Annotated in this window: 16 protein-coding genes; 14 read left to right on the forward strand and 2 right to left on the reverse strand. The window is 71.8% G+C overall.

Features of this window, described 5'->3' with window-relative positions:
* Nucleotides 1-75 precede the first annotated feature (75 nt).
* The 10 genes from ACF068_RS16140 (at nt 76) to era (ending at nt 8,051) form a co-directional block, all read left to right on the forward strand.
* The gene (locus ACF068_RS16140) at nt 76-1,194 is read left to right on the forward strand and encodes a carbohydrate kinase family protein (protein ID WP_392274844.1); all 1,119 of its coding nucleotides are present in this window, start codon (nt 76-78) and stop codon (nt 1,192-1,194) included.
* Between the two features lie 168 nt (nt 1,195-1,362).
* Complete coding sequence (locus tag ACF068_RS16145) at nt 1,363-2,376, forward strand: PhoH family protein (RefSeq protein WP_392274845.1); 1,014 nt, start codon at nt 1,363-1,365, stop codon at nt 2,374-2,376.
* A 14-nt stretch (nt 2,377-2,390) separates the two neighbouring features.
* The gene (gene ybeY, locus ACF068_RS16150; RefSeq protein ID WP_392274846.1) at nt 2,391-2,888 is read left to right on the forward strand and encodes an rRNA maturation RNase YbeY; all 498 of its coding nucleotides are present in this window, start codon (nt 2,391-2,393) and stop codon (nt 2,886-2,888) included.
* Nucleotides 2,885-4,156, forward strand: coding sequence for a hemolysin family protein (locus ACF068_RS16155; RefSeq protein WP_392274847.1), 1,272 nt, complete (start codon nt 2,885-2,887; stop codon nt 4,154-4,156). The genes ybeY and ACF068_RS16155 overlap by 4 nt, the downstream gene beginning before the upstream one ends.
* On the forward strand, nt 4,153-4,506 hold the full coding sequence (locus ACF068_RS16160; RefSeq protein ID WP_392274848.1) for an MmcQ/YjbR family DNA-binding protein: 354 nt from the start codon (nt 4,153-4,155) through the stop codon (nt 4,504-4,506). The genes ACF068_RS16155 and ACF068_RS16160 overlap by 4 nt, the downstream gene beginning before the upstream one ends.
* Before the next feature lie 65 nt (nt 4,507-4,571).
* Nucleotides 4,572-5,462 (forward strand): helix-turn-helix transcriptional regulator, encoded by an 891-nt coding sequence (locus ACF068_RS16165; RefSeq protein WP_392274849.1) that lies wholly within the window; start codon nt 4,572-4,574, stop codon nt 5,460-5,462.
* Nucleotides 5,463-5,582: 120 nt separating this feature from the next.
* Nucleotides 5,583-6,293: a hypothetical protein gene (locus ACF068_RS16170; protein ID WP_392274850.1), complete on the forward strand. Its 711-nt coding sequence runs from the start codon at nt 5,583-5,585 to the stop codon at nt 6,291-6,293.
* 27 nt (nt 6,294-6,320) lie between these two features.
* Nucleotides 6,321-6,674, forward strand: a complete 354-nt coding sequence (locus ACF068_RS16175) for a cytidine deaminase (RefSeq protein ID WP_392274851.1) — start codon at nt 6,321-6,323, stop codon at nt 6,672-6,674.
* Complete coding sequence (locus ACF068_RS16180) at nt 6,674-7,123, forward strand: hypothetical protein (protein ID WP_392274852.1); 450 nt, start codon at nt 6,674-6,676, stop codon at nt 7,121-7,123. Before ACF068_RS16175 ends, ACF068_RS16180 begins: the two co-directional genes overlap by 1 nt.
* A complete protein-coding gene (gene era / locus ACF068_RS16185; RefSeq protein ID WP_392274853.1) occupies nt 7,101-8,051 on the forward strand; it encodes a GTPase Era in 951 nt (316 codons plus the stop codon). The genes ACF068_RS16180 and era overlap by 23 nt, the downstream gene beginning before the upstream one ends.
* Nucleotides 8,052-8,067: 16 nt before the next feature.
* Here era and ACF068_RS16190 read toward each other — a convergent pair whose 3' ends face one another.
* The gene (locus ACF068_RS16190; protein ID WP_392274854.1) at nt 8,068-8,334 is read right to left on the reverse strand and encodes a protealysin inhibitor emfourin; all 267 of its coding nucleotides are present in this window, start codon (nt 8,332-8,334) and stop codon (nt 8,068-8,070) included.
* Nucleotides 8,335-8,343: 9 nt separating this feature from the next.
* The gene (locus tag ACF068_RS16195; protein WP_392274855.1) at nt 8,344-9,408 is read right to left on the reverse strand and encodes a M4 family metallopeptidase; all 1,065 of its coding nucleotides are present in this window, start codon (nt 9,406-9,408) and stop codon (nt 8,344-8,346) included.
* Nucleotides 9,409-9,703: 295 nt separating this feature from the next.
* Here ACF068_RS16195 and leuA point away from each other — a divergent pair, with 295 nt between their 5' ends.
* From leuA to ACF068_RS16215, 4 genes are all read left to right on the forward strand, one after another.
* Complete coding sequence (leuA, locus tag ACF068_RS16200; protein WP_392274856.1) at nt 9,704-11,461, forward strand: 2-isopropylmalate synthase; 1,758 nt, start codon at nt 9,704-9,706, stop codon at nt 11,459-11,461.
* A gap of 170 nt (nt 11,462-11,631) precedes the next feature.
* Complete coding sequence (locus tag ACF068_RS16205; protein WP_392274857.1) at nt 11,632-12,327, forward strand: TerB family tellurite resistance protein; 696 nt, start codon at nt 11,632-11,634, stop codon at nt 12,325-12,327.
* A gap of 107 nt (nt 12,328-12,434) precedes the next feature.
* Nucleotides 12,435-13,427: an ornithine cyclodeaminase family protein gene (locus tag ACF068_RS16210; protein WP_392274858.1), complete on the forward strand. Its 993-nt coding sequence runs from the start codon at nt 12,435-12,437 to the stop codon at nt 13,425-13,427.
* Nucleotides 13,428-13,629: 202 nt separating this feature from the next.
* The gene (locus tag ACF068_RS16215) at nt 13,630-14,466 is read left to right on the forward strand and encodes a nitroreductase/quinone reductase family protein (protein ID WP_392274859.1); all 837 of its coding nucleotides are present in this window, start codon (nt 13,630-13,632) and stop codon (nt 14,464-14,466) included.
* The last annotated feature ends 126 nt before the right edge of the window (nt 14,467-14,592 follow it).

Consider the following 14,592-nt stretch of genomic DNA (forward strand, 5'->3'; position numbering starts at 1 on the left):
GGGTGTTGCCGCCCTCCCGGAAGGGTGAGAATCAGGCACACTGTCCTGATCCGTACCGCGACCGGGGAGCCCGCCGTGATCACATCCAGGGGAGAGCAGCAGCAGCGGCAACACACGGCCGGGGTCGACCCGTTGGACGGGCTGCGCACGCCCGCCGACCCCGAGTACGACGTCTTCCTCACCGGCACGGTCTTCCTCGACATCATCTTCACCGGCCTGGACAGCGCCCCCGCGCGCGGCACCGAGACCTGGGCGCGCGGCATGGGCTCCAGCCCCGGCGGCGTCGCCAACATGGCCACCGCCCTCGCCCGGCTCGGACTGCGCACCTCCCTGGCGGCCGCCTTCGGCGACGACCACTACGGCGAGTACTGCTGGGACGCCCTGGAGCAGGGCGAGGGCATCGACCTGTCCCGGTCGCGCACCGTCCCCGGCTGGCACTCCCCGGTGACCGTCTCCATGGCCTACGAGGGCGAGCGGACCATGGTGTCGCACGGCCACGAGGCCCCGCCGCTCGACGGCTCCCTGCCCGCCTGCCCGCCACGCGCGCGTGCCGCCGTCGCCTCCCTGACCCCCGGCCGCCCCGAGGAGTGGGTCGCCGACGCGGCCGGGCAGTCCACCCGCGTCTTCGCCGACGTCGGCTGGGACGACACCGGCCGCTGGGACCTGGCCGCCCTGCCCGACCTGGACCACTGCGAGGCCTTCCTGCCCAACGCCGAGGAGGCGATGCGCTACACCCGCACCTCGTGCCCGCGCGCCGCCGCCCGGGCCCTCGCCGACAAGGTGCCCCTCGCCGTCGTCACCCTCGGCTCCGACGGCGCCTACGCCGTGGACGGGGCGACGGGGGAGACCGCCGAGGTCCCGGCCATCGAGGTCGCCGCCCTCGACCCGACCGGCGCCGGGGACGTCTTCGTCGCCGGGTTCGTCACCGGCACGCTCGCCGGCTGGCCGCTCCCGGACCGGCTCGCCTTCGCCGGGCTGACCGCCGCCCTGTCGGTGCAGGAGTTCGGCGGGTCGCTGTCCGCGCCCGGCTGGGTGGAGGTCGCCGCCTGGTGGGACCACGTCCAGAAAGCCGCCGCCCAGGACCCCGCCGGCCTGCGCCGCTACGCGTTCCTGGAGTCGCTGCTGCCCGCCGCCACCCGGCCCTGGCCGCTGCGGCGGGCCGTCCCCACGATCGGCTTCCGGCGGTCCGCCTAGGGCGTGTCCGCGAAGTCCCGCCCGGCCCGCGGTGCCGGGCAATCCCCGGCGGGGCCGCGGTAAAAGCCTTCGGGGTTGTCCGCGCCACGACGTACGCTGGATGTCCAGAGGTTGTCGAGCAGCGAGAACCCTGCAGCGGGAGGTATGTGCAGGCCTGAGAGCCGGCCCATGACGCAGACACCCACAGCCCAGACCCAGCAGGCGCGAGCCCACTTCACGGTCCCGGCCAAGCATCCGATGGTGACCGTCCTCGGCTCGGGCGACGCGCTGCTGCGCGTGATCGAAGAGGCGTTCCCGGCCGCCGACATCCATGTCCGGGGCAACGAGGTCAGTGCGGTCGGACCGGCGGGGGAAGTCGCCCTGATCCAGCGCCTGTTCGACGAGATGATGCTGGTGCTCCGCACCGGGCAGCCGATGACGGAGGACGCAGTGGAACGCTCGATCGCCATGCTCCGGGCGAGCGAGAACGGCACGGCCGAGCCGGGGCAGGAGAGCCCCGCCGAGGTGCTCACCCAGAACATCCTCTCCAGCCGCGGCCGCACCATCCGCCCCAAGACGCTCAACCAGAAGCGGTACGTCGACGCCATCGACAAGCACACGGTCGTGTTCGGCATCGGCCCCGCGGGCACCGGCAAGACGTACCTGGCCATGGCCAAGGCGGTCCAGGCCCTGCAGTCCAAGCAGGTCACCCGGATCATCCTGACCCGGCCGGCCGTCGAGGCGGGCGAGCGGCTCGGCTTCCTGCCCGGGACGCTCTACGAGAAGATCGACCCGTACCTGCGGCCGCTGTACGACGCGCTGCACGACATGCTCGACCCCGACTCCATCCCGCGCCTGATGGCGGCGGGCACGATCGAGGTCGCGCCGCTGGCGTACATGCGCGGCCGGACGCTCAACGACGCGTTCATCATCCTCGACGAGGCGCAGAACACGAACCCCGAGCAGATGAAGATGTTCCTGACGCGGCTCGGCTTCGACTCGAAGATCGTCATCACCGGTGACGTCACCCAGGTCGACCTCCCGGGCGGCACCAAGAGCGGTCTGCGCCAGGTCCGGGACATCCTGGAGGGCGTCGAGGACGTCCACTTCTCGATGCTCACGTCGAACGACGTCGTCCGGCACAAGCTGGTCGGCCGTATCGTCGACGCGTACGAGAAGTACGACAACCAAAACGGGAAGTAGAGCGCACGAGCACCATGTCGATCGACGTCAACAACGAGTCCGGCACCGAGGTCGACGAGCAGGCGATCCTCGACGTCGCCCGGTACGCGCTCACGCGGATGCGCATCCACCCCCTCTCCGAGCTCTCGGTGATCGTGGTGGACGCCGAGGCGATGGAGCAGCTCCACATCCAGTGGATGGACCTGCCGGGCCCCACGGACGTCATGTCCTTCCCGATGGACGAGCTGCGCCCGCCGAGCAAGGACGACGAGGAGCCCCCGCAGGGCCTCCTCGGTGACATCGTCCTCTGCCCGGAGGTCGCGGCCAAGCAGGGCCAGGACGCCCCGACGCAGCACTCCATGGACGAGGAGCTCCAGCTCCTCACCGTCCACGGAGTGCTGCACCTGCTCGGGTACGACCACGAGGAGCCGGACGAGAAGGCCGAGATGTTCGGCCTCCAGGCGGCGATCATCGACGGCTGGCGGGCGGAGAAGGGCCTCACGGGCCCCTCCCCGGCGCCGACCGTCTCATGACCGCCCAGCTCATCCTCGGCGCGGTCGCGCTGGTCGTGGTCGCCTGGCTGGCGGCGTGCGCCGAGGCGGGCCTGGCGCGCGTCTCCGGCTTCCGCGCCGCCGAGGCGGTCCGGGTCGGCCGGCGCGGTGCCGTCAAGCTGGTCCAGGTCGCCTCCGACCCCACCCGGTACCTGAACCTGGCGCTGCTCATCCGGGTGGCCTGCGAGATGGCCGCCGGGGTCATGGTCACCTACGTCTGCCTCAACGAGTTCGAGGAGACCTGGTCGGCCCTGCTGGTGGCGATAGGCGTGATGGTGCTGGTGTCGTACGTCGCCGTCGGCGTGTCGCCCCGCACCATCGGCCGCCAGCACCCGCTGAACACGGCGACCGCCGCCGCGTACGTCCTGCTGCCGCTGGCCCGTGTCATGGGTCCGGTGCCGCAACTGCTGATCCTCATCGGCAACGCCCTCACCCCCGGCAAGGGCTTCCGCAAGGGCCCCTTCGCCTCCGAGGCCGAACTGCGGGCCATGGTCGACCTCGCCGAGCAGGAGTCCCTGATCGAGGACGACGAGCGGCGCATGGTCCACTCCGTCTTCGAGCTGGGCGACACCCTCGTACGCGAGGTGATGGTGCCGCGCACCGACCTGGTCTCCATCGAGCGGTACAAGACCATCCGCCAGGCGCTCACCCTGGCGCTGCGCTCCGGCTTCTCCCGCATCCCGGTGACCGGCGACAACGAGGACGACGTCGTCGGCATCGTCTACCTCAAGGACCTGGTCCGCCGCACCCACATCAACCGCGACGCCGAGAACGACCTGGTGTCCACGGTCATGCGGCCCGCCGCCTTCGTCCCCGACACCAAGAACGCGGGCGACCTGCTGCGGGAGATGCAGAAGGACCGCAACCACTGCGCCGTCGTCATCGACGAGTACGGCGGCACGGCCGGCATCGTCACGATCGAGGACATCCTGGAGGAGATCGTCGGGGAGATCACCGACGAGTACGACCGGGAGCTGCCGCCCGTCGAGAAGCTCGGCGACGGCCGCTTCCGGGTGACCGCCCGCCTCGACATCGGCGACCTCGGCGAACTGTTCGGCCTCGACGAGTACGACGACGAGGACGTGGAGACGGTCGGCGGACTGCTCGCCAAGGCGCTCGGCCGGGTACCGATCGCCGGCGCCACCGCCGTGGTCGACCTGCCGGACGGCCGCTCCCTGCGGCTCACCGCCGAGTCCCCGGCCGGCCGCCGCAACAAGATCGTCACGGTGGTCGCGGAGCCGGTGGCATGACCCCCGACGAGCTGCGCGGCTTCTGCCTCGCCTTCAACGACGCGGTGGAGGACTTCCCCTTCGGCCCGGAGACGTCCGTCTTCAAGGTCGCGGGCAAGATGTTCGCCCTGTCCGCCCTGGACGCCCGGCCGTTCACCGTGAACCTCAAGTGCGACCCGGAGATCGCCGTCCGGCTGCGCGCCGAACACCCGGAGATCGTGCCCGGCTGGCACATGAACAAGCGCCACTGGAACACGGTCACCGTCCCCGGCCTCCCGGACCGCCTGGTCCGCGAACTGGTCGAGGACTCCTACGACCTGGTGGTCGCCGGCCTGCCCCGCGCGACCCGGCTGCGCCTGGACCGCCCGTAGGGAACCTATGCTGTTGGCCGCGCCCGGCGGCCAGGGCCGGGGCAGGGGGGCAGGGGGAGCACGACGTGACGGCGCCAGCGACCGGGAGCACGAGCTCCAAGGACCACCGGCTCGCCGAGCTGCGCGCGTTCCTCAGGAGCCGCCGCGCCCGCGTCACCCCCGCCGAGGCCGGCCTGCCCGACGGCGGCGCCCGGCGCCGCACCCCCGGCCTCCGCCGCGAGGAGGTCGCGGTCCTCGCCGGCGTCGGCGTGTCCTGGTACCAGTGGCTGGAGCAGGGCCGGGACATCACCGTCTCCCCGCAGGTGCTGGACTCGGTGGCGCGGGTGCTCCGGCTGACCCCCGCCGAGCGCCGGCACCTCTACGTGCTGGCCGGGCTCAACCCGCCGCCGCCCGAGGCCGACCCGGGCCAGGGGGACATGCGCGCCGGGCTGCGGCGGCTGATCGACGCGTGGATGCCCTACCCGGCCCACATCATGGACCAGTACTGCGACACGATCATGTACAACGCCTCGGCTGCGGCGGTGCTCGGCATGCGGCCCGGCATGCCGCAGAACGGCGTCATCGCCTTCTTCACCGACCCCCTGTACCGGTCGCGTTCCCGAAGCTGGGAGCGCAACGCCCCGCAGCTCGTCGCCCAGTTCCGGGCCGCGTTCTCGGAATGCCCCGACGACGAGGGCTTCCGCCGGGTGGTGGAGGAGGCCAAGGCCGCCAGCGCCGAGTTCGCCGCCTTGTGGGAGCGCCGTGACATCGCCCCGGCGGGCCAGGTGCACAAGGAGCTGGAGCACCCGGTGGCCGGCACGCTGCACGTCGAATCCACCCAACTGCGCGTCCCCGCACGGCCCGACCTGATGATCGTCCTCCACACGCCGCTCCCCGAAGCGGACACGGCGGCCAAGCTGGAGTGGCTGGCGAGCCCGGAGGGCGCGCGCGGAAAGACCTGGCCGCGTACAGGCTGAGGACAGTTCTGTGCCCTTCCCGTGATCCGGCTGTGTATATCCTCAGCGCGGCCGATCATGGCGGGGAGGGGGGAACCAAGCTCCCCAGGAACATCCACATCCAGGGGAGAACACACCCTCATGCGTACTCGTATCCGTCGCGGCGTCGCCGTCGCGCTCACCGTTTCCGCGCTCACCCTCACCGCCGCGTGCGGTGGCTCGTCCGACAAGGGCGACGGCGCCGCCAAGGGCAAGGACGCCGCCAAGCCGGCCGACAAGCCCGCCGCCGCCGCGCTGACGGCGGAGCAGATGAAGGCGGGTCTGCTGGAGCTCAAGGACCTGCCCGCCGGCTGGAAGGCGGAGGCCGCCGCGCCGTCCGAGGACATGCCCGCCGCGGACAAGCCGGAGTGCAAGCCGATCAACGCGATCATGGGCGACAAGATCGAGGGGACGACCCTCGGCGACAACGCCGAGTTCGGTGACAAGGACAGCAGCATCCTCGCCGAGCTGCTCGCCACCTTCTCCGACGACAAGGCGGCCACGGACTTCATGAAGACCGTCGCCACCGCCGCGGACACCTGCACCGGCTTCTCCTTCACGGCCGAGGGCCAGAAGGTGCCGGTGAAGGTGGAGAAGCTCACCGCCCCGACGGCCGGCGAGGAGTCCACCGCCGTGCGCCTGAGCATGGAGATGGCCCCCGGCATGACGATCGTGTCCGACCTCCTGGTCGCCCGCCAGGGCGCGGGCCTGATGCGTCTGGCCTACGTCCCCACCAACCAGGCCAACCACAAGAACTTCGACGACCTCGCCAAGCGCGCGGGCGACAAGTTCGTCAAGGCCGCCCAGAGCTGACACTGATCGCGGACTTATCCTCGGGGCATGACTCAGACCACCGACCTCGGCCCCGAGGACCGCAAGATCATCACCCTGGCGCGCAGCGCCCGTGCCCGTAACGGCGTGCCGGAGGGCGCGGCGGTACGGGACGAGACCGGGCGCACGTACGTCGCCGGGACCGTCGCCCTGGAGTCGCTGAAGCTCAGCGCGCTCCAGACGGCGGTGGCGATGGCCGTGGCCAGCGGTGCCACGTCCCTGGAGGCCGCGGCCGTCGTCACCGAGGCGGGCGCCGCCGCGGAGGCGGACCGCGCCGCCGTGCGCGACCTGGGCGGCGCGGACACGCCCGTCCTGGTGGCCGGTCCGGACGGCGAGCTGCGGGCGACGGTGAGCGCGGGCTGATGGCCGGTACGGGGGAGAAGTCCGGGGGCCCGACCCGCCCCTGGATCGTCCTGGTGATCGGCGCCGTCGGGGTGGTCATCAACGTCGTCGACCTGATCGCCGGGGGCGCACCGGAGCCGCACGCGGTGTTCCCGCTGCTGCTGGTGCTCTGGGCGGCGGGCGAGCTGCTCAACCGGGACCGGCCGGCCGCCGCGCGCGTGGCCCGGGGCGCGGCGGGGGTGCTCCTGGTCGTGGCCGGGCTCGCCGCCGGGATCCCGGCGGCCGCCGCGCTGGCACGGGGCGGGGCGGTCGACTGGCTCGATCTCGTCCTGGGCGTGCTCACCCTCCTCTACGCGGCCTCGGTGGTCGCCGCCCTGGCCGCGCGGTCGCGGGCCCGGAGGCCGGTGGCGGAGCCTGCGGTAGGTGAGGGTGTCCGCATCGGGGAGAATGGCCCCCATGAGCGCTCGTAATCCTGAAACCGAAGCCGCCCACCGGGCCGGGTTCGCCTGCTTCGTCGGCCGCCCCAACGCGGGCAAGTCCACCCTCACGAACGCTCTGGTCGGCCAGAAGGTGGCGATCACCTCCAACCGGCCGCAGACCACGCGCCACACCGTGCGCGGCATCGTGCACCGCCCGGACGCCCAGCTCATCCTGGTCGACACCCCGGGCCTCCACAAGCCGCGCACCCTGCTGGGCGAGCGGCTCAACGACGTGGTGCGCACCACGTGGGCCGAGGTCGACGTGATCGGTTTCTGCCTGCCCGCCAACGAGAAGCTGGGCCCGGGCGACCGGTACATCGCCAAGGAACTGGCGGAGATCAAGAAGACCCCGAAGGTCGCGATCGTCACCAAGACCGACCTGGTCGACTCCAAGACCCTGGCCGAACAGCTCATCGCGATCGACCAGCTCGGCAGGGAGCTGGGCATGGAGTGGCAGGAGATCATCCCGGTCTCCGCGGTCGGTGACAAGCAGGTCCAGCTCGTGGCCGACCTGCTGATCCCGCTGCTTCCCGAGAGCCCGCCGCTCTACCCGGAGGGCGACCTCACGGACGAGCCGGAGCAGGTCATGGTCGCCGAGCTGATCCGCGAGGCCGCGCTGGAGGGCGTACGGGACGAGCTGCCGCACTCGATCGCGGTGGTCGTCGAGGAGATGATCCCGCGCGAGAACCGTCCCAAGGACAAGCCGCTGCTGGACATCCACGCCAACGTCTACATCGAGCGCCCCAGCCAGAAGGGCATCATCATCGGCCCGAAGGGGCAGCGGCTGAAGGAAGTCGGCACCAAGTCCCGCAAGCACATCGAGGCGCTGCTGGGCACGCCGGTCTTCCTGGACCTGCACGTCAAGGTCGCCAAGGACTGGCAGCGCGACCCCAAGCAGCTACGCAAGCTGGGCTTCTAGAACGCGGCAGCGAGGCTCACGCGCCCTCCCGGAGCACCCGGGCGACCAGCTCCCGCTGGGCCTCGCCCAGCCCCGGGTCGGCGCAGTACACCGTCCGGCCGTCCACGGTGATCTCGTAGCCGAACCCGTCCGGCACGCCCGCCGGCCGCTGTCCGTCCCCTTCCGCCAGGGCCGCCTCGGCCAGCAGGTGCCAGTCGCGGGCGTCGAGCAGACCAGAGGTGTCCATCTCGGCCCGCCGCTCGATGCCCGCGAACCCGCCCGTACGGATGACCCGAATGCGCATGGGCCCTGTCTACCCGGTCGGCAGCCCCACCGTCGACCAGGCCTTCACCACCGCGTCGTCCTCCGCGCCGCCCGCGCCGAACCGCTCGCGGGCCGCCGCCACCGTCAGCCGGGAGAAGTCGGCGAAGTCGGCGTCCTCCGTGAGCCGGCCCCCGGTCAGCACGTCGTACCAGACCCGCCCGGCCCGCTCCCAGGCGTGGCCGCCGAGCTCCTTGGCGAACAGGTAGAAGGCGTGGTTGGGGATGCCCGAGTTGATGTGGACGCCGCCGTTGTCGGCGCCGGTGTGCACGTAGTCGTCCATCGTCGCGGGCTGCGGGTCCTTGCCGAGGACGTCGTCGTCGTACGCCGTGCCGGGGGCCTTCATGGAGCGCAGCGCCACGCCCTGGACCTCGGGCGCCAGCAGCCCGGCGCCGATCAGCCAGTCGGCCTGCTCGGCGGTCTGGCCCAGGGCCTTCTGCTTGACCAGGGAGCCGAAGACGTCCGACATCGACTCGTTCAGCGCGCCGGGCTGGCCGAAGTACGCCAGGTTCGCGGTGTACTGGGTGACGCCGTGGGCGAGTTCGTGGCCGATGACGTCGACCGCGACGGTGAAGTCCAGGAAGATCTTGCCGTCCCCGTCGCCGAAGACCATCTGGTCGCCGTTCCAGAAGGCGTTGTTGTAGTCCCGGTCGTAGTGGACGGTCGCGTCCAGCGGCAGTCCCGACCCATTGATCGAGTTGCGCCCGTAGGCGTCGCGGAACAGCTCGAAGGTGGCCCCGAGGCCGGCGTACGCGCGGTTGACGGTCGCGTCCCCGCTCGGCCGCTGGCCCTCGCCGCGCACCTTCTTCCCCGGCAGGGCGGTCTTGTGCCCGGCGTCGTGCACGGTGCGGCGGGGCTTGTCGGCGGGCGTGTCCGCGGCCGTCGGTACGGGGGCGGCCCCGGCGACGGTGGTCAGGCGGCGGGCGGTGCGCTGGGCGGCGTCCGTGACCAGGGTGCGGCGGGCGGCGGCGGCGACGACCGGGTCGGCGGCCCGGGAGAGACGGTCGAGGAGGTGCGGCGGGACGATCGTGCAGAACACGGGGGCTGTCGCAGTCATGCTCCGCAATGTGGCAGCCTGTCATCATCCTGTCACCCGCTGCGATGAGGGTTCCCGAAAAAGAGTGATGAGTCACTGTTTGACGGTTGGCGCGCCGAATCCCGCATACTGAAACGGCACCTCCACTCCTGGTGCCGCTCGGCTAGGCTTCCTCACATCATGCGTTTCGGGCTGCTTCTTCTTAGCTGCCGCGGCGAGGGCCTGTAGTCGTAGGCCGACCCCCTCCCCGCGGAGTCTGGTGCTGCTTCGACCCAGTCGGCCGTCCCCGTGAAGGACAACCGAGGAGCCCTACGCAATGTCCCAGCCCGTTGGCCGCCCCACGCCCGTCACCAACGCGACGCACACCCAGAAGCCGTCCGGGATGCCGATCCACAAGTACGGCCGGTACGAGGCCGTGGACATCCCCGACCGCACCTGGCCGGACAACCGCATCACCAAGGCGCCGCGCTGGCTGTCCACCGACCTGCGGGACGGCAACCAGGCGCTGATCGACCCGATGAGCCCCGCCCGCAAGCGCGAGATGTTCGACCTGCTCGTACGCATGGGCTACAAGGAGATCGAGGTCGGTTTCCCGTCCTCCGGCGAGACCGACTTCGCCTTCGTGCGCTCCATCATCGAGGAGGGCGCGGTCCCCGAGGACGTGACGATCTCCGTCCTGACCCAGGCGCGCGAGGAGCTGATCGAGCGCACGGTCGAGTCGCTGCGCGGCGCCCACCGGGCCACCGTGCACCTGTACAACGCGACCGCGCCGGTCTTCCGCCGGGTCGTCTTCCGCGGCTCCAAGGAGCAGGTCAAGCAGATCGCCGTGGACGGCACCCGGCTGGTGATGGAGTACGCCGACAAGATCCTGAGCGACGAGACGGTCTTCGGCTACCAGTACAGCCCGGAGATCTTCACCGACACCGAGCTGGACTTCGCCCTGGAGGTCTGCGAGGGCGTGATGGACGTCTGGCAGCCCGAGGAGGGCCGCGAGATCATCCTGAACCTGCCCGCCACCGTGGAGCGCTCGACGCCCTCCACCCACGCGGACCGGTTCGAGTGGATGTCGCGCAACCTGTCCCGCCGCGAGCACGTGTGCCTGTCCGTCCACCCGCACAACGACCGCGGTACGGCGGTGGCGGCCGCCGAGCTGGCGATCATGGCCGGTGCCGACCGCATCGAGGGCTGCCTGTTCGGCCAGGGCGAGCGCACCGGCAACGTCGACCTGGTCACCCTGGGCATGAACCTGTTCTCGCAGGGCGTCGACCCGCAGATCGACTTCTCGCAGATCGACGAGATCCGCCGTACGTCCGAGTACTGCAACCAGATGGAGGTCCACCCGCGCCACCCCTACGCGGGCGACCTGGTCTACACCGCCTTCTCCGGCTCCCACCAGGACGCCATCAAGAAGGGCTTCGACGCCATGGAGGCCACCGCGGCCGCCGCCGGCAAGACCGTCGACGACATCGAGTGGGCCGTGCCCTACCTGCCGATCGACCCCAAGGACGTCGGCCGGTCCTACGAGGCGGTCATCCGCGTCAACTCGCAGTCCGGCAAGGGCGGTGTCGCGTACGTCCTGAAGAACGACCACAAGCTGGACCTGCCGCGCCGGATGCAGATCGAGTTCTCGAAGATCATCCAGGCGAAGACCGACGCCGAGGGCGGCGAGGTCACGCCGAAGGCCATCTGGTCCGTCTTCCAGGACGAGTACCTGCCCAACCCGGACAATCCGTGGGGACGGATCCAGCTCCGTTCCGGCCAGACCACGACCGACAAGGACGGCACGGACACGCTGACCGTCGAGGCGGTCGTCGACGGCGCCGACACGGTCCTGACCGGCTCCGGCAACGGTCCGATCTCCGCGTTCTTCGCCGCCCTCCAGGCCATCGGCATCGACGCCCGCCTGCTGGACTACCAGGAGCACACGATGAGCGAGGGCGCGTCCGCGCAGGCCGCCTCGTACATCGAGTGCGCCATCGACGGCAAGGTCCTGTGGGGCATCGGCATCGACGCCAACACCACCCGCGCCTCGCTGAAGGCGGTCATCTCGGCCGTCAACCGCGCCACGCGCTGACCCCGACCCGCTGGACCCCGCCCTTCCCGAAGGCCCGCCGCGGCCTTTGCGGAGGGCGGGGTTCAGCCATCCCTGTGGCGATCTCACGCCGGGGTGCTGACGCGGCATCACCGATGTGGCTAACATCACGCCAACGCGGCAAGGTGGCCGAGGCGTTCTGGAGGTGCGACGTGCTGCCAGCACGAGGATCAAGCGGGCGAAGAGTGCGCATCTGCTCCATTTCCACCGCCTGGAACACCGTCGGCGACGGCCAGTTCTTCTGCCCCGGCTGCGGCGGGGACCGCAATTACCGGCGCCGCACCGGCCGTCGGCGCCTCACCCTCCTCGGTGTCCCGCTGCTGCCGCGCGGCCTCGCCGGACCGGTCGTCGAATGCGCCGCCTGTCACGGCCACTTCGGCACCGACGCCCTGGACCACCCCACCACCGCCCGCTTCTCCGCGATGCTCCGCGACGCCGTCCACACCGTCGCCCTCGCCGTCCTCGCCGCCGGCGGGGTGTCGTCCCGCCCCGTCCTCAGGACCGCCGTCTTCGCCGTCCGCGCCGCCGGGTACGAGGACTGCACCGCCGACAGCCTCACCGCGCTGATCGAGGCCCTCGAAGCCGACACCGGCCGGTTCGTGGCCGACACCGGCACGCCGTGCGGTGCCGCCCTCGCCATCGAGCTGCACGAGGCCCTGGAGCCGCTCACCCCGCACCTCGCGCCCGCCGGGCGGGAATCGATCCTGCTCCAGGGCGCCCGCATCGCCCTCGCCGACGGTGCCTACACCACCGCCGAGCGGGACGTCCTCACCACCGTCGGTGCCGCCCTCCACCTCCCGGCCGACGAGACCGCCCGGCTGATGGAGTCCGCGCAGGCGCCCTTCTAGAGCGTGCCCGCCGGGACCGCCGGGACCGCCCGGATTGCCGGGACCGCCCGGCCCTGTCCGGGCGCCCCGCCGTGGCGGCGGCCCGCGTCGTGACGGACGCTGGAAGGGTGCTGGTACTGGGGCGCAGGGAAGTCGAGACCCTGCTCGACATGGACGCGCTGATCGACGCCCTCGGTCCCGCGATGGTGGACCTCAGCGAGGGCCGCGCGTCCGTGCCCGACCGCGTCGCCGCCATGGTGCCGGGGCAGGACGGCTTCCTCGCCGCCATGCCCGGGTACGTGCCGTCCGCCGGGGTGCTCATGACCAAGCTGGTCTCCCTGTTCCCCCACAACGCCGGTACGCCCCTGCCCACCCACCAGGCCGTCATCGCCGTCTTCGACCCCGGTACGGGCGCGCCCCGGGCGCTCCTGGACGGGACCGCCATCACCGCGGCCCGCACCGCCGCCGCCTCCGCGCTGTCGGCCCGGCTCCTCGCCCGCGACGACGCCACCGTCCTCGCCCTCCTCGGCACCGGCGTCCAGGCCCGCACCCACGCCCACGCCCTGTGCCGGGTGCGGCCCGTCCGGCACATCCGGGTGGCCGGCCGCGACCCGGTCCGGGCGGCCGTGCTGGCCGACGAGCTGGGGGCCGTCCTGAAGGTCGAGGTGGTCGCCGTGCCGACGTACGCCGAGGCGCTGGACGGGGCGCACCTGGTGGCCGCCGCCACCCACTCCGTCGACCCGGTCGTCCGGCGCCGCTGGCTCGCGCCCGGCGCGCACATCACTTCCGTCGGGTTCAACCGGGGCGGCCGGGAGGTCGACGACGCCACGATCGCCGACGCCCTGGTGTGCGTGGAGTCCCGGCGGGCCGCCCTGGCGCCGTTCCCCGCCGGGAGCAACGACCTGCTGTTCCCCATCCGCGACGGCGTGATCACCGCCGACCACGTCCACGCCGAGCTCGGCGAGCTCCTCAACGGCAGCAGGCCGGGCCGCCGCTCCCCCGAGCAGCTCACCCTCTACAAGTCGGTCGGCGTGGCCGTCCAGGACGCGGTGGCGGCCGGTCTCGTGATCGCCGCCGCCCGTGCCCAGGGCCTCGGCGACGAGATCCACATGTTCGACTGATGGCCGGATTTCTCCGTTGCGGATGATCGTTCGTCATCGGTACGTTGACGTGGTGACTGCCGGGTCGGCCATGGGCCACACACGAGTAGGGCACCCGGCCTCGGCGTGACGCCGGGGCGGGCCAGAGCCCCGCCTTCTTCTGTTTTCTCTCCGCGTGCATCCGCACACAGCAGTTCTTCACCCAGGAGCAGAAAGCAGACACTTGCCCAACGATTTCAACGAGCAGGTCATCGACGAGTTCCGCGCCAACAACGGGCGCGTGGGCGGATGGTTCGAGGGGGCCCGGCTCGTCCTGCTGACGACCACCGGCGCCCGGTCCGGCAAGCCCCACACCACGCCCGTCGGCTACTACCACGACGGTGACGGCCGGATCCTCGTCATCGCCTCCGCCGCCGGCGCCCCCCGGCACCCCGCCTGGTACCACAACCTGCTGGCCAACCCCCGCGTGACGGTCGAGAGCGGTGTCTTCACCTACGAGGCGGACGCCACCGTCCTCCGGGGCGAGGAGCGCGACCGCGCCTTCGCCCGCGCCGTCGAGGCGGACTCCGGCTGGGCCGACTACCAGGCGAAGACCAGCCGGGTGATCCCCGTGGTGGTGCTCACCGAGGTGCCCGGCCCGCCGCGCGTCAACGCCACGTCGATGAGCGAGGGCATCAAGGTCGTCCACGACATGTTCCGGCGCGAACTGGGACTCATCCGCAAGGAGATCGCCGAGACCGGGACCGCCACCGGACTCGGCACCCAGCTTCGCATCAACTGCCTCACCGTCTGCCAGGGCCTGCACAACCACCACACGGGCGAGGACACGATGCTCTTCCCGATGGTCGCCGACCGCCACCCGGAGCTGGCGCCCGTGCTGGACCGGCTGAAGCGGGAGCACGAGCGGATCGCGGCCATCCTGGCCGACCTGAAGGCGGTGGTGTCCGATGCCGGAGCGGACCCCGAGCACGTCCGCTCGGAGGTCGAGCGGCTCACGGACGAGCTGGAGGCCCACCTCGTGTACGAGGAGGAGCACCTCGTGCCGATGCTCGACGTGTGAACGCGGCGGGGGGGGCCCCCCCCGGGGCGGGGGGGGGCCCCCCCCCGGGGGGGGGGGGGCCCCCGCCCCCCCCCCCCGCCCCCCCCCCCCCCACAAAAAAAAACCCGGCCCCCCCCCCCCCCCCCC

Origin of the sequence: Streptomyces sp. NPDC016309 (assembly GCF_043077235.1) — a bacterium.
In the GTDB taxonomy this organism is placed as follows: Bacteria; Actinomycetota; Actinomycetes; order Streptomycetales; family Streptomycetaceae; genus Streptomyces.